Here is a 19,755-nt window from a genome sequence, read left to right as displayed (position 1 = left end):
TAACAGCCTAAAGCGCCATAAAAAAACCCAGCAAAGGCTGGGTTTTTAGGATTTAACTCGGATTAGTTAGGACAAGTCGCGATCACACTTGGATCGGTGACGTAAATAGTGGCCTCACCTTTACCCGCAGTCGATGCATAGGTGGCTACTTGGGTTTGCATTTCTACCGTTGCCGCAGCTGCCATACCATCTGTAGAACTCTTCTCGCTTGGGTCAACAATAGAACTGTGATGGCCCTTGGAAAAACGCACCACACCAAGCCCTTTCGTCGTAGCATCGACACAAGGTAAACCCATTGCAGAGATCAGCGGTTCAGTACCTGATAATGGGAAGTTATCGACACTATTAGGTAACACTTGATCCGCTAAGTTACCATTACCATCACCGGCGACTTCAATTAAGTGCACAGGTAATCCTGTTGCTTTTAACATGCCAGCATGGTTAACCGGATCTGCTGAGTCCACCGCCGTTTGCACAGCAAAGGCAAAAGTAGGAATAAATTGTGCGTAAACCGCCTGAACTAATGCCGCATATTCTGGACTGCCTGGCTCGTATCCGGCGGTATTCGCTTTATCCACTAAGGCTTGGAACGTTGATGAGGCAGTAACATTGCTGAACAGCACTGGCCCAAAAGTGGCTGAACCCGCGAAAGAACCTGCTAAACCACCCGCAGGGGCAACCAAAGAGGCCGCATTAATCGCATATGGATTAAGTAACGCTTCGCCCGTACTTGGGTTTCGCATTCCTGTACTCGCGTAAGTCGCAAAGTCAGTTCCGACAATACCACCTAAGCTCAAGCCCTGCGCGCTAATCTTAGTGACATCAAAAATTTGTGGTTTACTAGCCTGTGTAAGCCCCAGTGATAATCCTGTTAGGGCTAAGCGCACGCCAAGGTGATCCATCGTCGCTTGACGGAAGTTATCGCGCACGGACAGCGTACTTGAGATATTGACAAAGACTAACGGATTACCATTTTTAAAGGCATCGGGTGTACCAATAACCTCGCCGAAGGAAGGATCGGTTGCCGAAACTTCATAAATACCATCACCATTGGCATCAAATGAACGTGCACCATGTAAAGGCATATCGATAGCCACAGTAGCAACACCCATCGCGGCATAGGAACCCGCATAGGCTAAAGACATTTCCTTACCACCACCTAAACCATGCAACGCAATCGTCGTTGGCCAGCCAGAGGTCGGCGGTATAAAAGACATATTCTGTTGCTGATAGAAGGCTGCTAATTTGGCGGCGTTTGGCATTGAAATCAGCACAGAGACTGTTTCATAGCCTTTAATCGCCGGAATAGGATTGAACTTAGTCAGATGTTTGGTTTTATCAACCGCAGTACCGTCGTCTAACAACCAAGTTTTACCCGCCATTAGCGTGGGATTAGCTAACGCATCGGCTGGGTTAGCAATACCATTGGCGACCGCTTGCATACCAAAATTAGTTTGACTCAAAGTACCCGCTTGCAGTGCTAATAACACTGACACAGGGCTATCGCCTTGGGCCTTCCAGCGACCATTGATTAATGGTTTACCTTCAGCAGATAAACAACTGACAGAAGAACAATCACCGTAAATCGGCAGTTTAATTTTGGCGGTATAAACGTCAGCTAAATTTGAAACCACATAGACAGGGTCACTTGGATTAGGTGGTAACTTTAACATCTCTGCCACTGTGTAGCCCGTTGGAGTCGGCATTTGCGCAAAACTAGGCGCATAAGGAGCCCCCTGCGCCATCAATAGTTTTGTGATTTCATAGACGTTTGCTACCGATTGAGTGGTAAACAAGCCTGAATAGGAAATAGTTGAAGTATCAACATTGTGGGCCGCAGCAATGCCCTTTTCATAACTGTTGATTAAGGTTTGCAACATCAGCTGATCTGGCGTTTCTAGGGGTAACGTATTGATATCCATCTTCAACGTATTATAAGTGGTTGAAGGGGCAATGCCGCGTCCCTCTGAATCCTGAATTAACTTAGTGGTCGCATAAATATAAGACTGACCCGCTTTAAGCGGTTTTAGTGGAATAATGACGACTTTATTGCCTGAGGCAGTAGAAACAAAGTCCACACCAAATTGTAATTCAGCCCCTACTTTACAAGCTGATACTGACGGTTTGGCTTTACACTCAGGATCAGAGGACAAAGCGCCCCCCACGGTAGCCTCAAACATTCTTACCGCGCCAGGCTGGGCAACAGATGCCGCCATCAGGGTGAGCTGGGTGCCATCATGATCTTTTGCTAAATCGATATCAATTGAAATGGGCGACGTAGTTGACCATCCATCTAATGCACCGAGTGCAATCTGAGGATCGGTATAATTACCAGAACTTTCACCCGGTATAGATAAAGTACCATCCTTAGTGCCGCTGAACAGGAGGTCATTTGGCAAAGGAACTTTAGAGTTAGCAGGGTCGAATACCATACGGGATTCAGGGATGAGCGGCTCCGTCTTATCCTTGAGTTCGTTATAACTGTCCTCGCCACATCCTGTGAGGCCCAGTGCTGATGCAATCGCAACACACAAAATGAGTCTTTTCATTTTTTTTCCCCAAATCTTGTTGTAATAGTTTTGTTTTCCCCAAGAAATTAGTCACAATAGCGCAAAAGCTATGACTAATAGGGCTTATGTTAGCCCCTAACTCATTTCAAGTTAACGTAAAAATATTGAGTTAGCCACAAGTTTGTCACAAAGATTTTAGCTATTTATAACAAAGTTTCATTCATTTGTTTGAAACATGCGTTTAGCAGTTCAGCGACTCTAGAAGTGGCGGGCATTTTCGCCAAGAGGAATAAAAGGCTCATGTTGGAATATCAAGCAGCAAAAGATTTACTTAAAGGTAAAACTATTTTAGTCACTGGTGCAGGAGCAGGCATTGGTCGCGCGGCGGCTATCGAATTTGCCAAGCATGGCGCCACGGTGATTTTACTCGGTAAAACCGTTAAAAAACTCGAAGCCGTTTACGATGTTATCGAGCAAGCGGGTTATCCGATGCCAGCCATTGTGCCACTGGATTTAAAAGGTGCGACCGAACAAAACTACCGTGATATGGCCGACACGATCAGCGAACAGTTCGGCCATTTAGATGGTTTACTGCATAATGCCAGTTTACTCGGCGCCCTAGGTCCGTTTGAACACATCGATATTCCTTCACTTGAAGATGTACTTAAAGTCAATGTCACCGCACAAGTGATGCTAACCAAGGCATTACTGCCAGTGCTACGCCAAGCACCAAGTGCCTCGATTATTTTCACCTCCAGCAGTGTTGGTCGTCAGGGCCGCGCCTACTGGGGGCCCTATGCCTTCTCGAAATTTGCCACCGAAGGCATGATGCAGGTACTCGCCCACGAATGTGATGGCACTTCAGTCCGCGTGAACAGCATTAACCCAGGCGCAACGCGCACCGAAATGCGTGCTAAAGCATACCCTGCCGAAAATCCATTCGATTTAAAAACGGCCGAAGAAATCATGCCGACTTACTTGTATTTAATGGGACAGGACTCTAGCGATATTAACGGTCAGCAATTCAATGCCCAGTAAGTAAGGCTCACTAAACGCTGTGGTATAAAAGTAAAGGGAACCGAATGGTTCCCTTTACTTTTACTCAGTCGCTGAGTCTAATTTTAGCAAAGTAAATCATTGTTTTAGACTTCTCTTGCAAGTTATCACTTTGGACTTGAATATTATCGGGAACCGATACCTGCTCGTGACTTGAATAATAACTCACCCAAAGATGATCACCTTTCAGAACAATGCCAGCATAACTAGTATCGCCCTGCGAAGGTAACGTGAGCCTCTCATGAATAGCGCCCGTATCTTGATTTATTTCAATAAGTGCAGTGCGAATGTTCCCTTCATAAAGACGTACAACCGCCATCAAACGGGATTGATAGACAAACAGCACTGGCCCACCGATGCGTTTATCGAGTGTTTGCCAAGTCCATTGCTTGAAAGGTGGCAAGCTGTGACCCAGTAAAGCTAAAAACTCATCACTCCACACGGGATCGCGCCTTAATAAACAAAAACAACTCCCTTGGTGAAATACAAGCGAACTTTCATTTACATAACCTTGGTCATTAAAAACAGGCATCCAAGGCGTAAATTCGATACCATCATTACTTTTATACAGGCGAGTGTCTCCATCAGGCCCCGCTCGATACCCGACGCCATAAAGTGCATCTTGATACTCAGTTAAACGCCATAACCAGTAACCTTTATCAGCTACCGCCTGCGGCTCGGACCAATTTACGCCATCCTTTGAGCGCCAAAGATAGGATTGTAAACCTGATTTATCGTGCTGAGTACCACCACCCAATAGCAACAACTCACCTCGAAATTCAATTAATTTGCCATCCCGTAAATCAGCATGAGCCGAAGTCAGCAGCGCCACACTTTGCCAATTTTCCCCGGCATCATGGGAGCAAAGAATACGTAAAGCGCCATCAGGAGATACGTGAGCTGAGCCTTCTCGAAATACACAAAATAATGCCCCTTGGTATAACACCAGATCGGTAAAAGCATTATGCTCACCTTGCGCCCAAATTCGCTTGACCGATATTAATTCCATGGTTCATCTCCTCGTCATCTTTAGGCTTGTTATAGCATAACCATAGGCTACAGAAAGCAAAAAAGGCCGCAAGCGGCCTTTTAACTGGGTAACATAAACCGATTAACTACGTTGACGCGTTGGCTTCGGTTTACCCGTTGAGGTGACTTTATGCTTACGTACAGCGCGACGAATTTTGGCACTCTTCACCTGCGCACGGGCCACACTGTGTTTATCTGCAGCCAGCATAGTGCGAGTTTCAGGTTCAAGACCCGCTAATTGGCGCAGGTAGTTAACTTGCTCAATGGGCAATTCAATCCAACCACCACGGGGTAAGGATTTAGGTAATTCCACCATACCATAGCGCACACGGATAAGACGGCTAACTTGCACCTCTTGGGATTCCCATAAACGGCGCACTTCACGGTTACGGCCTTCACGTAAACACACGTGCCACCATTGGTTCATACCCTCACCACCCGCGGCTTTAATGGCATCAAACTGCGCCATACCGTCTTCTAACATCACGCCGGTACGCAGACGTTGTACCGCAGCCTCTGGCACTTCACCAAAGGTACGAACCGCGTATTCGCGTTCAACTTCGTTAGAGGGATGCATCAAACGGTTTGCCAATTCACCATCAGAGGTAAACAGCAATAGGCCTGAAGTGTTGATATCCAGACGGCCTACCGCAACCCAGCGCGAATCACGCACTTTAGGCAAGCGGTCAAACACGGTTGGACGACCTTCAGGGTCTTTACGGCTACAAATCTCACCTTCGGGTTTGTGATAGGCCAGCACGCGGCAAATCACATCATCGGCGGACTTGAGCGATATGGCTCGACCATCGATACGTACTTTTGCATCAGCTTCGATACGATCGCCAAGATTGGCAATCACGCCATCAATACTAACTCGGCCTGCAGCAATCCATGCCTCCATCTCACGACGGGAGCCATGGCCTGCACGGGCCAAGACTTTCTGCAATTTTTCACTCATTAGTATCTTGCTCTTCTGACTGTTCAGGCGTTACTTTCAAACCCGAAAATACCGCCTGCAATGACTCAGTATCCGTAAGCGCGGGTAAATCCGCGAGGGTATCTAAGCCAAAATAGGCTAAAAATTCTAAGGTCGTGGCGTAGAGTGCGGGTCGCCCCGGGACTTCTTTATGGCCAACGACTTTAATCCAATGTCTATCTGACAAACTTTTGATGATGTGGCTACTAATGGCCACACCACGCACCTGTTCAATATCGCCACGGGTCACAGGTTGACGATAGGCGATCACCGCCAGCGTCTCTAATGTTGCCCGCGAATACTTGGGTGCTTTTTCCTGCCACAGGGGCTGCAAAAACGGGCTCAGGACTTCCAAGGTCTGGAAGCGATAACCTCCAGCCACTTTCACAAGTTGAACACCCCGTTCCTGATAATCTTGCTGCAGCTCTTCCAATGCGGCTTTGATTTTGTCTCTGGAAACGCTGAAATCCGCCAACACGGTTTCTTTCAACATTTTCACCGACAAGGGTTTCCCCAATACAAACAGACTCGCTTCAATAAGCTGTTTTAATTGAATTGGATTTATCTGCATCAATTAATAGGCCTTTACATAAATAGTTGAAAACGGCTCTGTTTGGTACAATTCCACTAATAATTCTTTGACCAATTCCATTAGCGCTAAAAAGGTCACCACCACACCGGCGCGGCCTTCTTCGACACTAAATAAACGCTCAAAGGGCGTAAACGTCTCGCTATTAAGCATGGCTAAAATTTGGCTCATGCGCTCGCGGGTCGATAACTGTTCACGCTTAACATGATGATCTTCATTGGCATCGATACGTTTAAGCACCTCGCCAAAGGCGCGGGCGATTTCAAATAACGATACATCAGGCGGAATCACCAAAGGTTTGATATTCGGTGAAGGTGCCGCGATTGCTTGAAACACATCGCGTTCAAGCCGAGGTAAATCATCAATTTTTTGCGAGGCTTCCTTGATTACCTCATAGGCCTTCAATTGACGGATCAACTGGGCCCGTGGATCTTCTTCCACCTCATCTTCCGCCACCATACGCGGCAGCAGCAGACGGGATTTAATCTCGGCCAGTGTAGCCGCCATGACTAAATAATCCGAGGCCAGTTCAATACGCGCCTGAGTGAGCATCGCGATATATTCTAAATATTGCGCGGTGATCTGAGAAATGGGTAAATCGACAACATCTAATTTTTGCTTACGGATCAGATACAAAAGTAAGTCTAGCGGCCCTTCAAAGGACTCCAAGAACACTTCCAACGCCTCAGGTGGAATAAACAAATCCTGCGGCATTTCGGTCATCGCCTGACCACGAACAACGGCTAAGGGTAAACTTTGTTGCGTGCCCTGCATCCGCTATCCCCATGTAAAACAATCACCTTGAAACCGTCATTCCCAAGCAAACAGTATCAGCCTCATTAAGTCGAGTTGACTCGCTTCTTCGCAAACGCGCGATTATACCCGTAATTTAGTGGCGATAAAACTGCCAAATGATGGTTTTATCGGGCTAACATACGCTGCCACACACTATCGCTGAGACAAACCTGATTTTACAGAAACGGAGTCACATCCCCAGCACCTTCACGCAGGACTTCGAACCCATCTTCCGACATATCGATGACAGTGGTTGGCTTTTCACCTAAATAACCACCATGAATAATCACATCCACTTGATGCTCTAACAGGTCGCGAATATGTTCAGGGTCCGACTCGGCAAATTCTGCGTTTGGCATCACCAAACTGGTCGACATCAACGGCGCATCTAACGCCTCGAGCAGTGCTAAGGCAATCACATTGTCTGGCACGCGGATACCAATGGTCTTTTTCTTGTCATTTTGCAGACGACGGGGGACTTCCTTACTCGCCTTAAAAATGAAAGTGTACGGCCCTGGCGTGCAACTTTTTAGGATGCGATAGGCCTGATTATCCACCTTGGCGTAGGTCGCTAATTCAGATAAGTCGCGGCACATTAACGAGAAATTATGATCATGCTCGATTTGACGAATGCGAGTAATGCGCGTCATTGCGTCTTTCTCACCGATCATGCAACCGAGGGCATAACCCGAATCGGTTGGATACACAATTACGCCGCCGGACTTCAGCACAGCCACGGCTTGACTAATCAAACGTGTCTGTGGATTTACTTCGTGTACATAAAAAAATTGACTCATGGTCGTTCCACCCAAGATCCCGACTGCCAGACCCAATCAATACCTTGAGGCTGGTAGAGATTTTTACCTAATTCAATCCAATTGCTTGGAAAGTGAAAATCACTTCCTATCGATGCAAGCAACTGATTTTGGACACTCAGCGCCACTAAATTGGCCCTATCATCCACCGTTTGCTGGCCGAGCACCACTTCCATGGCATCCCCACCAGCTTCTTTAAATTCTCGCACTAAACGCTTTAACCACTTGGCAGACAGCTTATAACCACTAGGATGGGCCAATACCGCGAGCCCGCCCGCGTTGTGGATCACCTTAATTGCGCTGGCCATATCGCCCCAATTATTGGGCACATAACCCGTCTTACCACGGGCTAAGTAACGCTTAAATACACTGGGCATATCCACCGCATAACCGTGATCGGCAAGCCAACGAGCATAGTGACCACGGCTTAACGCTGCGCCTGCCGCAATTGCTTTTGCGCCTTCATAGGCGCCTTCGATCCCGGCTTTAGCCAATCGATGGCCGATTTCTTCGGCGCGAAGCTCACGTAACTCACGCTGGTTTTCTAAAAACGTTAATAACTCTGTGTGGGTTTCATCGAAGTTGAGCGCCACAATGTGAATATCGTAACTATTCCAGCGGGTTGAAATCTCAACCCCAGAAATCAGCTTTAACGGTTCGGTCTGCGCTTGATTGAAGGCGCGGGCTTCACTTAAGCCTGCAACCGTATCGTGATCCGTTATCGCAAATAACTGCACGCCCTTTTCAAGGGCTCTGGCGACCAGCTCGGACGGCGTGAGATGACCGTCAGATGCGGTCGTGTGGCTGTGCAAGTCAGCCAAGATGCTTTGAGTATTCATGCCGTTATTGTACGTTAATTTAAGATGAAATGTGCATTTATCTCACACTTTATCCAGCAGGAACCGCATTTGACACAGTGAGTTAGCCACATGAGTCCATCATTTTGAAAAATATTCAATTGACTTTCGCCTCAGGCTCATGTTTTCTATAGCTCAACTAACGAATTATTGAGACCCTTTTGAATGACTCAGATTAACGCTTCTTTCAACATCATTTGGTGGTGGCACTTCCCAACGTAGCGGGTGGTGTGAAGCTCTGTGCTCATTTGAAAGTAACAGAATCAACAAAAAAGCCCGCAGAAATGCGGGCTTTTTTGTTGGTGCGAAAAATGTCTGCAACGCGGTAAACGGATAAAAAGCGAGATAAGCATGACCCTAAAGACATTTAATCAGGTTACCCAAGTTGATGGCGCGCATTTTGCCTCGTCTCAACACACATTCGCACGTTCACATACGCTCAAGGCAACGCTGGCATACCATAGCGACCCACTGCGTCTATACCAGCACATCACCCAAGATGCGCCCCATACCATGTTGTTAGAATCGGCAGAAATCGACAGCAAGGAAAATCTTAAGAGCATGGTGATGACCCATGCGGCGCTGATGATCCGCTGCGACGGCTATCGTTTACGCTTTAGCGCACTGAGTGACAATGGAGCCAGTTTACTCGCCCCCATCGAGCAATTTTTTACTGCTCGTTCAAGCCAAACTCAATGCCAACACGATGGTCACAACTTAGTGGTCACGCTGCAAAAGGACACTGAGCTTAAGGATGAAGATGCGCGCTTAAAATCCACCTCGCCACTCGATGGTTTGCGCTTGTTTGTAAAGCATATCGACTGTGGTCAGACACCGGCATTCGAAGACTTATTTTTAGGTGGCGTTCTCTCCTACGATTTGATTGATACCGTCGAGCCACTGCCTGAAGCGCCAAATGGTGCAAATGATTGTCCTGATTATTTATTTTATCTCGCCGAAACTTTAATTCTTATCGATCACAAACAAAAACAAGCAGAAATTATCACCCACAACTTCAGTGACGGCACAGAACAACATTCCGAGGTGACCCAAGCCTTAGCCGAGCGAGCAGAGAATATCCGCGCCCAATGTGAAGCCCTAGCAAAGAGTGCAACGCCTGCGCCCGCCCTCGTTGGCATAACGGCCACGGAGCAAGTGAATGTTAGTGATGAGGACTTCAAGCAAACCGTTATCGATTTAAAAGAACACATTATTGCTGGCGATATCTTCCAAGTGGTGCCCTCACGCAGTTTTAGCCTGCCCTGCCCAAATACTTTAGGGGCTTACCGCGCGCTGCGATTAACCAACCCCAGCCCCTATATGTTTTATTTCAGGGGACATGACTTTACCCTGTTTGGTGCCTCGCCAGAGAGCGCGCTGAAATTTGATTCCAGCAATAATCAGGTCGAAGTCTACCCGATTGCAGGCACCCGTAAGCGCGGCAAAACCGCCAGCGGCGAGATTGATTTCGACCTCGATAGCCGTATCGAACTCGAATTGCGCTTAGATAAAAAAGAGCTCTCCGAGCACTTAATGTTGGTTGATTTAGCCCGTAATGATATCGCTCGAATCAGCCAAAGTGGCAGTCGTAAAGTGGCCGAGTTACTTAAAGTCGACCGTTATTCCCACGTAATGCACTTAGTCAGCCGCGTTACTGGCCAATTACGTCGAGACTTAGATGCGCTCCACGCCTACCAAGCCTGTATGAACATGGGCACTTTAGTTGGCGCGCCCAAAGTACGAGCCTCGCAATTAGTGCGTCAGGCAGAAAAGACCCGCCGAGGTAGCTATGGTGGTGCAGTGGGTTACCTCAACGCCCTTGGAGATATGGACACCTGTATCGTTATCCGCTCCGCCTTTGTGAAAGACGGTGTTGCTCATATCCAAGCGGGTGCTGGCGTGGTATTTGACTCAGATCCTCAAAGTGAAGCCGATGAAACCCGCCAAAAGGCGCAGGCAGTGATTTCAGCCATCAAAATGGGCGCAGGCTTGGATGAAAGCCATCAAGCAACTGCGACCACTACGACTGAACAACCAAGAAAAGGAGCCTAAGATGAAACTCTATTTACTCGATAACTTTGACTCCTTCACCTACAACTTAGTCGACCAATTTAGAAGCCTTGGCTGTGAAGTAGTGATCTACCGTAATGATGTTGCCGCCGACTATATTGCCGACAAGCTATTAGCGGAAACCGAGCCTAGCGCCTTAGTCTTATCGCCAGGCCCAGGTGCGCCCCATGAAGCGGGCTCCATGATGGCGCTGATCGACAAAGTCGCGGGCAAAGTGCCTATGCTGGGGATCTGCTTAGGCCATCAAGCCATGGTGGAATATTACGGCGGTAAAGTAGAGCGCGCGCCTTTTGTGGTTCATGGTAAAGCCAGCCCCACCTTCCATAATGGTGAAGGCGTGTTTGCTAACTTACCTTCGCCCTTACCTGTCGCCCGCTACCACAGCTTAGTCGCCACAAAAGTACCTGATTGTCTTGATGTTATTGCCACTACCGATGATATGCCAATGGCGATTTTGCATGCTGAGCACAGGGCGGTCGGTTTTCAGTTTCATCCAGAATCCATCTTAACGACCTTGGGCAGCACCTTGTTAACCCAAACCCTACGCTTTTTGACTCAAGACATCGCCCACAATACCGCAGGAGCCCAATAATGAGCGCAACATCGATTCAGCCCCTGCTCGATATCTTGTTTCAGGGTAAGGCATTAACGCGCGAGCAAACCGCCAGCCTCTTTAGCACCCTTATCCAAGGTGAAATGAATGAAGCCGTGATGGCGGGCATGTTAATGGCGCTTAAAATTCGCGGCGAAACCATTGCCGAAATCAGTGGCGCCGCCGATGCGATGCGCGCTGCGGCAAAGCCTTTCCCTTATCCCGCATCTAAGCGGACTGAAGGGATTATCGATATCGTTGGCACCGGTGGCGATGGTTTTAATACCATCAATATTTCCACCACAGCAGCCTTTGTCGCCGCCGCTGCTGGTGCCAAGGTTGCAAAACACGGTAATCGCTCGGTCTCGAGCAAATCGGGCTCTTCGGATTTACTCGCCCAATTTGGCATCGATTTAACCATGTCACCCGAGCTGGCGAGCCGTTGCTTAGAATCACTCAACCTGTGTTTCCTGTTTGCGCCCCACTACCATGGCGGTGTCAAACATGCGGTGCCCGTGCGCCAAGCGCTGAAAACTCGCACCTTATTCAATGTGTTAGGGCCATTAATTAACCCAGCGCGCCCAGAATTTATGTTGCTTGGGGTCTATAGCCCTGAACTGGTGACGCCCATCGCCCGCGTACTGCAAGCCCTCGGCACGCAAAGAGCCATGGTGGTACACGGCAGTGGTTTAGATGAAGTGGCGCTCCATGGCAGCACGCAGGTCGCCGAACTCAAAGACGGTGAGATTATTGAGTATCAACTAACGCCTGCGGATTTTGGCGTGCCTCAAGCCCAAATTAGCGAGCTTGAAGGCGGAGAGCCTGCACAAAACGCCCAAATCACTCAATCTATTTTGCAAGGACAAGGCAGCGACGCCCACACCCATGCGGTTGCCATCAATGCCGGTTGTGCCTTATATCTGTGTGGCCTATCGGACTCAGTCAAAGCTGGCACCACCCTTGCGCTCAATACCATTAAAAGCGGCAAAGCCTTTGAATTACTGAATCAACTCGCTAAAGTCAGCAGCGAAGCACAGGAATAATGACCATGGCACAGGTTCAACAACCCGACGCGCATCGCTCGGAAGATAATCAAGCATCGCAGGATGTAAGGGGTAGCATGCAAACCAGTACCGCAAAAGCCAACGTTTTAACCCGTATCGTCGATACTAAGGCCGCCCATATCGCCGCCCTTAAGTTGCGTTTTCCTGAAGACAGCTTAACCCCAAAAATCTCGGACCGTAGTCTATTTGCCGCCTTAAAAGCCCCGAAGGCGGGTTATATTTTAGAGTGCAAAAAAGCCAGTCCATCCAAAGGCTTAATCCGTAGAGACTTTGATGTCGAAGCCATCGCCTCGATTTATGCCAAGTATGCTGCGGGGATTTCGGTCTTAACCGATGAGCAATTTTTCCAAGGGGACATGGGCTATATCCCGAAAGTGCGGGCCAAAGTGAGCCAACCGATTCTGTGTAAAGACTTTTTTGTTGATGAATATCAAATCAAGTTGGCCGCACATCAGGGCGCCGATGCGATTCTACTGATGCTTTCTGTGCTCGATGATAAGCGATATCAGCAACTTGCCAGCGAAGCGGCCAAGTATCAACTCGATGTATTGACCGAAGTCAGTAATGAGGAAGAACTAAGACGAGCCATCGCCTTAAATGCACCAATTATTGGCATAAATAACCGTAACTTGCGAGATTTAAGTACCGATTTAGCCACTACAGAAGCCCTTGCGCCACACATCGGCAGCGATCGCGTGGTGATCAGCGAATCGGGCATTTACACTAACGATCAAGTGCGCCGCTTAAGTCCATTGGTCGATGGCTTCTTGGTCGGTAGCTCGATTATGGCCGAAGAAGACATTGATTTAGCCTGTCGTAAATTGATCTTCGGTCACAATAAAGTCTGCGGTCTCACCCGACTTGAGGATATTCAAGCAGCAGCCACTGCGGGCGCAGTTTATGCTGGACTCATTTTTGCTGAAAAATCACCACGAGCACTCACAAAAGATGCCGCTAAACAGTTAGTCGAGCAATACCGTGCCGCCAACTTGCCCGCCATTGAGTTTATAGGGGTGTTCGTTAACAGCGAGCCAGAGCTAATCGCAAGTATCGCCAAAGCATGTGATTTAGCCGCAGTGCAACTGCACGGCAATGAAACCGAGTTAGACATTACTGAGCTAAGCCAATTGTTACAACAGGCAGGACTGAACACCCAAATTTGGAAGGCGATCAGTGTTGATGCCCAAAGCAGCGAACTTGCTGCTATGCCAAGAGGTGTGCAGCGTTATCTCTTCGATAGCAAGAATGACACAGGTTTTGGTGGTACTGGGCAAGCCTTTGATTGGCAATTACCTATTGTCCATAAAGCCGAGGCCATGCTCGCGGGTGGCCTCAATGCGGACAATGCTGCCCGTGCCAATACTCAAGGGTTTTACGGTTTAGATTTTAACTCTGGCCTCGAAACCGCCCCTGGTATTAAGTCGGCAGAGAAGATCCAAGCGGCATTTAGTCAATTACGACTCTAGACCCACTTTTATAAAAAACTGTGCAAAGCACAGGCTAGCAAGAATTGAAACTCGATGGCGTTAACCTAAACCGCCATCGAAACAAATAAATAGGATAAGGAACAAGGTATGTCACAGTTAAAGCTTAACCCTTATTTCGGCGAATACGGTGGTATGTATGTACCGCAGATTTTAGTCCCCGCCCTCAAGCAACTTGAGAGTGCTTTTGTCGACGCACAAACCGATGAGTCCTTCCAAGCCGAGTTTACCGACTTACTGAAAAACTACGCGGGTCGCCCCACGGCGCTCACCTTAACCCGAAATTTAAGCCCCAATCCCATGGTTAAAATCTACCTCAAGCGGGAAGATTTACTCCACGGCGGCGCCCATAAAACCAACCAGGTATTAGGCCAAGCGTTACTGGCTAAGCGTATGGGTAAAAAAGAAATCATTGCCGAAACCGGCGCAGGCCAACACGGTGTTGCCACCGCCCTTGCCTGTGCACTGCTGGGATTAAAATGCAAAGTGTATATGGGCGCGAAAGACGTTGCCCGCCAATCACCCAACGTATTTAGAATGCGGCTGATGGGCGCCGAGGTTATCCCTGTAACCTCTGGTTCTGCCACCTAAGCCCACTATCTGCTCGGCACAGCTGCTGGACCACATCCGTTCCCGACCATAGTGCGTGAATTCCAACGTATTATTGGTGAAGAAACCAAAAAACAAATACTTGAGCGCGAAGGTCGCCTGCCCGATGCGGTCATCGCCTGTGTCGGCGGCGGCTCCAATGCTATCGGGATGTTTGCCGACTTTATTGATGAAGCCAATGTTGAGCTGATTGGCGTCGAGCCTGCGGGTAAAGGTATTGATACCCATATGCACGGCGCGCCGCTAAAACATGGTAAAACCGGGATTTTCTTTGGTATGAAAGCCCCATTGATGCAGGACAACGAAGGCCAAATTGAAGAGTCTTACTCGATTTCAGCAGGATTAGACTTTCCCTCGGTCGGCCCACAGCATGCCCATTTGAACGCCATCGGCCGTGCCCGCTATGAATCGGCCACCGATGATGAAGCCCTAGAAGCCTTCCAATTACTGGCTCGCAGCGAAGGGATTATTCCGGCGCTCGAATCGGCCCACGCCCTAGCCTATGCAATGCGTCTGGCGAAAGAGTGCACCAAAGAGACCATTTTGGTTGTCAACCTCTCAGGCCGAGGCGATAAGGATATTTTCACTGTGTCAGACATTTTAAACGGTAAAGAGGAATAACTAAGATGAGCAGCATTTCAAACCAAACTATCCCTCATCAAGCCGGCCGTTATCACGCCGCTTTTAGCCGTTTAAAAACCGAAGGCCGCGGCGCCTTTGTGCCCTTTGTCACCTTAGGCGACCCAAGCCCTGAGCTGTCAATGAAAATTATCGACACCTTAGTGCAAAACGGTGCCGATGCGCTGGAGTTAGGCTTTCCTTTCTCCGATCCGCTCGCCGATGGCCCAGTGATCCAAGGCGCAAATCTCAGAGCCTTAGCCGCGGGTACAACACCAACAGCCTGCTTTGAATTGCTGGCCAAGATCCGCGCTAAATACCCTGAACTTCCAATTGGGTTATTGCTGTATGCGAACCTCGTATTCGCCAATGGCATAGATGCTTTTTATGCCAAAGCGCAGCAAGCGGGCGTGGATTCAGTGTTAATTGCCGATGTGCCAGTTGAAGAAGCTGCACCATTTATTCAAGCGGCCAAAGCCCATGGCATTGCGCCAATTTTTATTGCGCCGCCCAATGCCGACAGTGACACCCTTGCGAAGGTCAGCCAAAGTGGTGAAGGCTATACCTATCTATTGTCCCGCGCCGGTGTAACAGGCACAGATACTAAGGCTGGTACGCCCGTTGAAGACATTTTAGCTAAGCTGCAAGCATTTAATGCGCCGCCACCGCTATTAGGCTTTGGGATTGCAGAGCCTGCTCAAGTGAGCGCCGCCATTCAAGCAGGCGCCGCGGGTGCGATTTCTGGCTCAGCCGTAGTTAAAATTATCGAAACCTATCAACAGGATGAAGTGAAACTACTAGCAGCATTAGGCGATTTTACCCGCGCAATGAAAGCAGCAACCTAATCTATTCATCTGAATAACATTCCGATTTAGGGCCAAATCAGCAGAGTTGGCCCTTTTTTATATATTCCCCATAGCAGTAACAACCATAACTAGCACAAAATCAACAGCATCTTAAAACTGTCAAACCCAAGGCTTATATTAGGATCTGTGTCTCATGCGTTTACGAGATAAATGTTAATATAGCGCAAATAATATCGACGCTTTTGTTATGGTAAATGGACTTTATATGCAGTATCGGATCTATATTCTCGACGTCACACCATGGGGCTGTGGTTTTCAAGGTGAAGTCGCTGCCCAATGGGATAATGGCGCTCCAGTGTGGTTTTACTATCAAGGCAATGATCAACAAGCTAAGCAACGTTTCCCCGTCAATCAATGGGTGACGGTTGAACTGTTTGGCCGTTTAGCCAAGGCAAATTTGCAAACCGACATTATTGAACATCGCCAAAGTCTGCAATTCCCCAAACATAATTGTCACTTTGAGGCCTCGGGACAAATTGTTGAAATCACCCAAACGCCTGATGATACTGTGTATTTACTGCAATCAAGTTTCACCCTACCCTTTGATAATGAACTCGGTACCTCACCAATTTCTCGCGGTCATTGGGTCAACGTTACTGGGGAATTATGGGCAACCAATTGGCAAGCCTAGGCGATAAAACGATTAGTTCTGATTATTCACCCAACGCAAAACGACCAGTATCGGTCTGTATCACCATAGCTTTTGCCGTGTTTTGCTCCTAAAATGGCGAACGGATTGCGCTTTGGGTTTACATAAATACATGTAAATCTTAAGCACTAATCAGCAAGCTCTTTCGCCTAAGTCACACCCTGTTGAGGTTTCCATGTCCAGCTTACACTCTGTACCAACAAATAAAAGCCGCACTATTTTTGGTACACCAAAGTTACCCGCAAAATACGCCACAGTTGTGATGCCATTTTTTCTTTCTATTTTAATGAGTTGTATCGTTTCTGGGATCAGTACTTTTAATGGTGTCGGCGCATCAGCACAATTTGTTGAGCTCTGGTTGAGCGCATGGTTTATCTCTTGGGTGGTGGCATTCCCGACTCTGCTGATGGTATTGCCCCTAGTGCGTAAACTTACCGCCGCTTTTGTGCAATTACCTTAGGCCTTTGCTTCTCCCCCTGCTTTTGACTCCACAAAAAGCCATTTTTAAGATGGCTTTTACGTTTGCTTATCCACTCTTTTATGGCTGACTAGCAGTGTTAATTGACGAACTAATTCGGATTTACAGTCGATTTACACTCAGCAGTTATTCACACTTTCGTTGCCTCCTCAAAAGCCACTAAAAGCAATTAGAGCAAAATCTCTCCAACCAAAAAAACAACTTAATCAACTGTTTTTAAATAAATATTATTTTTGTTGATATATTTAGACACCTCTTAAACCTTCCTTCTTCCCCATTGATCAACTCACTGACAAACCGTATTTCAGCCTTTTATTTGACAGTCAAAAGTACGACTCATCCGACAAGCGGCAAATGAGAATGATTTGCATTTGTAATTTTTATAATGCTAATTTATTCCTCGTTGCACTGAGCGAGTAATAGCAAAACAAGCGGTAAAGCTCCTGTTCGGCAGCACAAAAGAATGATTCATAAAGCAACAGTAGAGAGGTCCACTCATCTACTCATCCATCAGTCGATGGTGGCTGCAACCGTTTTAATAGGAATTCAAGGAGGCGTAAGTGACTACCCCAAAAAAGGAAACTGATCGTACGATTTACGATCTACTCGGCATTGGCATAGGCCCATTTAATCTAGGACTGGCGGCTCTATGTGAACCTCTTAATAACTTCAGCTGTTTATTTTTAGATACTAAAACCGAGTTTGATTGGCACCCGGGTATGCTGATCAACTCCTCTCGATTACAAACACCTTTTATGTCCGATTTGGTCACTATGGCCGATCCGACAAGTCGTTTTAGTTATCTTAACTTTGCCAAACAAACAGGCCGACTCTATTCCTTTTATATCCGTGAAAACTTCTTTCTCCCAAGGCATGAATATAACCAATATTGCCAATGGGTTAGTACACAACTATCCAATCTGAGATTCAGTTTTAAGGTCACACAATTAGATTACAACGCCGGTGAAGGCATCTACCATGTTACGGGAGTAGATAGACGCAGTGGTAAACCCCACACTTATCTCTGCCGCAAACTGGTATTAGGTACTGGCACGACTCCCTATCTACCCGATAATTGCCCAATTCAAGACCCGCGTGTCATGCACAGCGCCAGCTATATCCGGCAAAAAGCCTACTTGCAAAGCCAAAGTGCTATCACAGTGATTGGCAGTGGCCAAAGTGCTGCGGAAATCTTTTACGATCTTCTACAAGATATTGAAATATATGGTTATCAATTAAATTGGATGACCCGCTCGCCACGCTTTTATCCGCTGGAATACACCAAACTCACCCTAGAGATGACCTCGCCAGATTATGTAGATTATTTCCACGAACTGTCGCCGGAAAAACGCCATCGCTTAATCGCAGAGCAAAAGTCCCTCTACAAGGGGATCAATGCCGAGCTAATCAACGATATTTATGACCTGCTTTACCAAAAGCGTTTAGTCAGCGATATCCCTTGCCAACTGTTGACTAACGTGGCACTGACAGCAATCGATACCTCGGGTGACAAGCTGACACTCAAGTTCAACCACCTCGAGCAAGAATATGCCTTCGAGCAACTGACAGGTGCCGTCGTCTTAGGCACTGGCTATCAATATCGTTTACCTGATTTTATTCAAGGAATTAAATCACAAATCGAATTTGATGATCGTGGCCAACTCGCCATCCAGCGTGATTATGGCATCGATGTCAGAGGCGATATTTTTATCCAAAATGCGGGCCTTCATACCCATGGCATTAGTTCACCCGATTTGGGCATGGGCTGCTATCGCAATGCCATCATTCTGCAAGCGGTTTTAGGTTACGCCCCCTATCCGATTGAAACGCGGATCGCCTTCCAAACCTTTGACCCCAACAACATCACCGACGCAAAAAGACAACCCGTCGAAAGCAACACTCACTCAGCGGTTACGTCTTCTAAATCTTGTCAGGAGTTAAATCCGTCAGCCAAGCCCACGCAACAACCCAGTATTAAGCCACAAACCGTGCTACGGATAAGCCCTTCTGGTGGCAGTGCCTCGGCCTTAATGGCACCGAATAAGGAGGCGCAGTAATGACCAGCCAATGGAGTCGCCACTGTGTGGCCTCACTCTCAAAACCCATTGTGATTGATGAGTTTGTGTTTAAACCGCTCAATCTCCCCCAACACCTCGCTATGTTGCAGAGCTGGTTTAACCAAGACTATGCCCGCTTTTGGGGGATGCAGGGGATGAGTCTCGATGCACTTGCTCAGGCGTTGGCGCCGAGCGAGCACAAGCTTGCGCTGATAGGTGAATGGCAAGCCAAACCGCTGTTTATGGTGGAGTTGTACGATCCAGCCCAGGATGAAGTGGGTGAGCATTATGTCGTGGAGCGGCTCGATTGCGGTATGCATTTAATCCTTGCGCCGATTGAAGGCAAACCGATTCATGGCTTATCCCGCAAAGTGATGGAGGCTATCGCCCAACTTGTTCTTGAAACCCTTGCTTTTACGCGACTCGTGGTCGAGCCGGATCAGCAAAACCACAAAATCCACCGCTTAAATTGCCAGATTGGGATCCGCTACCAAAAAGCCATCCAACTCAGTACCAAAGCTGCGTTTTTAGGTTTTTGCAGTGCCCAAAGCCGCCAGACGGCAACTCAAGCCGCCCCCCAATTGCCGAGTAAAAATCGTCCTGTTACCCAGTCACTTTTAACCTTATCACTTTGTAGGTGA

17 protein-coding genes, 1 pseudogene and 1 other annotated feature are annotated in these 19,755 nt (G+C 47.8%); of the genes and pseudogenes, 11 read left to right on the top strand and 7 right to left on the bottom strand.

All coding sequences use genetic code 11. From position 1 onward, the window contains the following. Positions 1-62: 62 nt before the first annotated feature. Positions 63-2,549: a VolA/Pla-1 family phospholipase gene (locus IEY09_RS10205; RefSeq protein ID WP_188870948.1), complete on the bottom strand. Its 2,487-nt coding sequence runs from the start codon at positions 2,547-2,549 to the stop codon at positions 63-65. Positions 2,550-2,810: 261 nt separating this feature from the next. Here IEY09_RS10205 and IEY09_RS10200 point away from each other — a divergent pair, with 261 nt between their 5' ends. Further along, the gene (locus tag IEY09_RS10200) at positions 2,811-3,548 is read left to right on the top strand and encodes a YciK family oxidoreductase (RefSeq protein WP_037428600.1); all 738 of its coding nucleotides are present in this window, start codon (positions 2,811-2,813) and stop codon (positions 3,546-3,548) included. A 64-nt stretch (positions 3,549-3,612) separates the two neighbouring features. Here IEY09_RS10200 and IEY09_RS10195 read toward each other — a convergent pair whose 3' ends face one another. The 6 genes from IEY09_RS10195 to rnm form a co-directional block, all read right to left on the bottom strand. Beyond that, entirely contained in the window at positions 3,613-4,575 is a 963-nt protein-coding gene (locus tag IEY09_RS10195; protein ID WP_188870946.1) for an exo-alpha-sialidase, read from the bottom strand. A 102-nt stretch (positions 4,576-4,677) separates the two neighbouring features. Next, entirely contained in the window at positions 4,678-5,553 is an 876-nt protein-coding gene (rluB, locus tag IEY09_RS10190) for a 23S rRNA pseudouridine(2605) synthase RluB (protein ID WP_037419997.1), read from the bottom strand. Then, positions 5,546-6,142 carry an SMC-Scp complex subunit ScpB gene (gene scpB / locus IEY09_RS10185; RefSeq protein ID WP_011622248.1) on the bottom strand — a complete coding sequence of 199 codons (597 nt, stop codon included), beginning with the start codon at positions 6,140-6,142 and terminating at the stop codon, positions 5,546-5,548. Before scpB ends, rluB begins: the two co-directional genes overlap by 8 nt. Before the next feature lie 3 nt (positions 6,143-6,145). Continuing rightward, the gene (locus IEY09_RS10180; protein WP_037420001.1) at positions 6,146-6,934 is read right to left on the bottom strand and encodes a segregation and condensation protein A; all 789 of its coding nucleotides are present in this window, start codon (positions 6,932-6,934) and stop codon (positions 6,146-6,148) included. Between the two features lie 197 nt (positions 6,935-7,131). Beyond that, a complete protein-coding gene (locus IEY09_RS10175; RefSeq protein ID WP_037420004.1) occupies positions 7,132-7,752 on the bottom strand; it encodes an L-threonylcarbamoyladenylate synthase in 621 nt (206 codons plus the stop codon). Further along, positions 7,749-8,609: an RNase RNM gene (rnm, locus tag IEY09_RS10170; protein WP_037420012.1), complete on the bottom strand. Its 861-nt coding sequence runs from the start codon at positions 8,607-8,609 to the stop codon at positions 7,749-7,751. Before rnm ends, IEY09_RS10175 begins: the two co-directional genes overlap by 4 nt. Positions 8,610-8,819: 210 nt before the next feature. Next, positions 8,820-8,927: a sequence feature (Trp leader region), on the top strand. A gap of 51 nt (positions 8,928-8,978) precedes the next feature. On the opposite strand from rnm, the gene IEY09_RS10165 reads away from it, so the two are divergent. From IEY09_RS10165 to IEY09_RS10120, 10 genes and pseudogenes are all read left to right on the top strand, one after another. Beyond that, positions 8,979-10,679: an anthranilate synthase component 1 gene (locus IEY09_RS10165; RefSeq protein WP_188870944.1), complete on the top strand. Its 1,701-nt coding sequence runs from the start codon at positions 8,979-8,981 to the stop codon at positions 10,677-10,679. Between the two features lies 1 nt (position 10,680). Further along, a complete protein-coding gene (locus IEY09_RS10160; RefSeq protein ID WP_172591083.1) occupies positions 10,681-11,289 on the top strand; it encodes an aminodeoxychorismate/anthranilate synthase component II in 609 nt (202 codons plus the stop codon). Then, positions 11,289-12,332 (top strand): anthranilate phosphoribosyltransferase, encoded by a 1,044-nt coding sequence (gene trpD, locus IEY09_RS10155; protein WP_188870942.1) that lies wholly within the window; start codon positions 11,289-11,291, stop codon positions 12,330-12,332. Before IEY09_RS10160 ends, trpD begins: the two co-directional genes overlap by 1 nt. A gap of 77 nt (positions 12,333-12,409) precedes the next feature. Further along, on the top strand, positions 12,410-13,819 hold the full coding sequence (gene trpCF / locus IEY09_RS10150) for a bifunctional indole-3-glycerol-phosphate synthase TrpC/phosphoribosylanthranilate isomerase TrpF (RefSeq protein ID WP_229777848.1): 1,410 nt from the start codon (positions 12,410-12,412) through the stop codon (positions 13,817-13,819). Between the two features lie 108 nt (positions 13,820-13,927). Further along, positions 13,928-15,067 (top strand): annotated as a pseudogene (gene trpB, locus IEY09_RS10145) (tryptophan synthase subunit beta). Between the two features lie 5 nt (positions 15,068-15,072). Next, positions 15,073-15,909 (top strand): tryptophan synthase subunit alpha, encoded by an 837-nt coding sequence (gene trpA / locus IEY09_RS10140; RefSeq protein WP_144375805.1) that lies wholly within the window; start codon positions 15,073-15,075, stop codon positions 15,907-15,909. 226 nt (positions 15,910-16,135) lie between these two features. Next, the gene (locus IEY09_RS10135; protein ID WP_037420023.1) at positions 16,136-16,561 is read left to right on the top strand and encodes a hypothetical protein; all 426 of its coding nucleotides are present in this window, start codon (positions 16,136-16,138) and stop codon (positions 16,559-16,561) included. Between the two features lie 193 nt (positions 16,562-16,754). Next, entirely contained in the window at positions 16,755-17,039 is a 285-nt protein-coding gene (locus IEY09_RS10130) for a DUF2798 domain-containing protein (protein WP_037428620.1), read from the top strand. A gap of 578 nt (positions 17,040-17,617) precedes the next feature. Then, on the top strand, positions 17,618-19,114 hold the full coding sequence (locus IEY09_RS10125; RefSeq protein WP_188870938.1) for a lysine N(6)-hydroxylase/L-ornithine N(5)-oxygenase family protein: 1,497 nt from the start codon (positions 17,618-17,620) through the stop codon (positions 19,112-19,114). Further along, positions 19,114-19,755, top strand: a complete 642-nt coding sequence (locus IEY09_RS10120) for a GNAT family N-acetyltransferase (RefSeq protein ID WP_188870937.1) — start codon at positions 19,114-19,116, stop codon at positions 19,753-19,755. The genes IEY09_RS10125 and IEY09_RS10120 overlap by 1 nt, the downstream gene beginning before the upstream one ends.

Source organism: Shewanella xiamenensis (assembly GCF_014647135.1).
GTDB lineage: Bacteria > Pseudomonadota > Gammaproteobacteria > Enterobacterales > Shewanellaceae > Shewanella > Shewanella xiamenensis.
Note: the sequence above shows the minus strand (reverse complement) of the source record. Positions and strands in the feature narration are given on the sequence as shown.

What these genes read in the sequence shown, in the direction of transcription:
- IEY09_RS10200 (WP_037428600.1), top strand. Translation starts at nt 2,811, where the DNA reads ATGTTGGAATATCAAGCAGCAAAAGATTTACTTAAAGGTAAAACTATT.
- rluB (WP_037419997.1), bottom strand. Translation starts at nt 5,553, where the DNA reads ATGAGTGAAAAATTGCAGAAAGTCTTGGCCCGTGCAGGCCATGGCTCC.
- IEY09_RS10130 (WP_037428620.1), top strand. Translation starts at nt 16,755, where the DNA reads ATGTCCAGCTTACACTCTGTACCAACAAATAAAAGCCGCACTATTTTT.
- IEY09_RS10120 (WP_188870937.1), top strand. Translation starts at nt 19,114, where the DNA reads ATGACCAGCCAATGGAGTCGCCACTGTGTGGCCTCACTCTCAAAACCC.
- IEY09_RS10160 (WP_172591083.1), top strand. Translation starts at nt 10,681, where the DNA reads ATGAAACTCTATTTACTCGATAACTTTGACTCCTTCACCTACAACTTA.
- IEY09_RS10135 (WP_037420023.1), top strand. Translation starts at nt 16,136, where the DNA reads ATGCAGTATCGGATCTATATTCTCGACGTCACACCATGGGGCTGTGGT.
- rnm (WP_037420012.1), bottom strand. Translation starts at nt 8,609, where the DNA reads ATGAATACTCAAAGCATCTTGGCTGACTTGCACAGCCACACGACCGCA.
- IEY09_RS10165 (WP_188870944.1), top strand. Translation starts at nt 8,979, where the DNA reads ATGACCCTAAAGACATTTAATCAGGTTACCCAAGTTGATGGCGCGCAT.
- IEY09_RS10205 (WP_188870948.1), bottom strand. Translation starts at nt 2,549, where the DNA reads ATGAAAAGACTCATTTTGTGTGTTGCGATTGCATCAGCACTGGGCCTC.
- trpA (WP_144375805.1), top strand. Translation starts at nt 15,073, where the DNA reads ATGAGCAGCATTTCAAACCAAACTATCCCTCATCAAGCCGGCCGTTAT.
- IEY09_RS10180 (WP_037420001.1), bottom strand. Translation starts at nt 6,934, where the DNA reads ATGCAGGGCACGCAACAAAGTTTACCCTTAGCCGTTGTTCGTGGTCAG.
- IEY09_RS10175 (WP_037420004.1), bottom strand. Translation starts at nt 7,752, where the DNA reads ATGAGTCAATTTTTTTATGTACACGAAGTAAATCCACAGACACGTTTG.
- IEY09_RS10195 (WP_188870946.1), bottom strand. Translation starts at nt 4,575, where the DNA reads ATGGAATTAATATCGGTCAAGCGAATTTGGGCGCAAGGTGAGCATAAT.
- trpCF (WP_229777848.1), top strand. Translation starts at nt 12,410, where the DNA reads ATGCAAACCAGTACCGCAAAAGCCAACGTTTTAACCCGTATCGTCGAT.
- trpD (WP_188870942.1), top strand. Translation starts at nt 11,289, where the DNA reads ATGAGCGCAACATCGATTCAGCCCCTGCTCGATATCTTGTTTCAGGGT.
- scpB (WP_011622248.1), bottom strand. Translation starts at nt 6,142, where the DNA reads ATGCAGATAAATCCAATTCAATTAAAACAGCTTATTGAAGCGAGTCTG.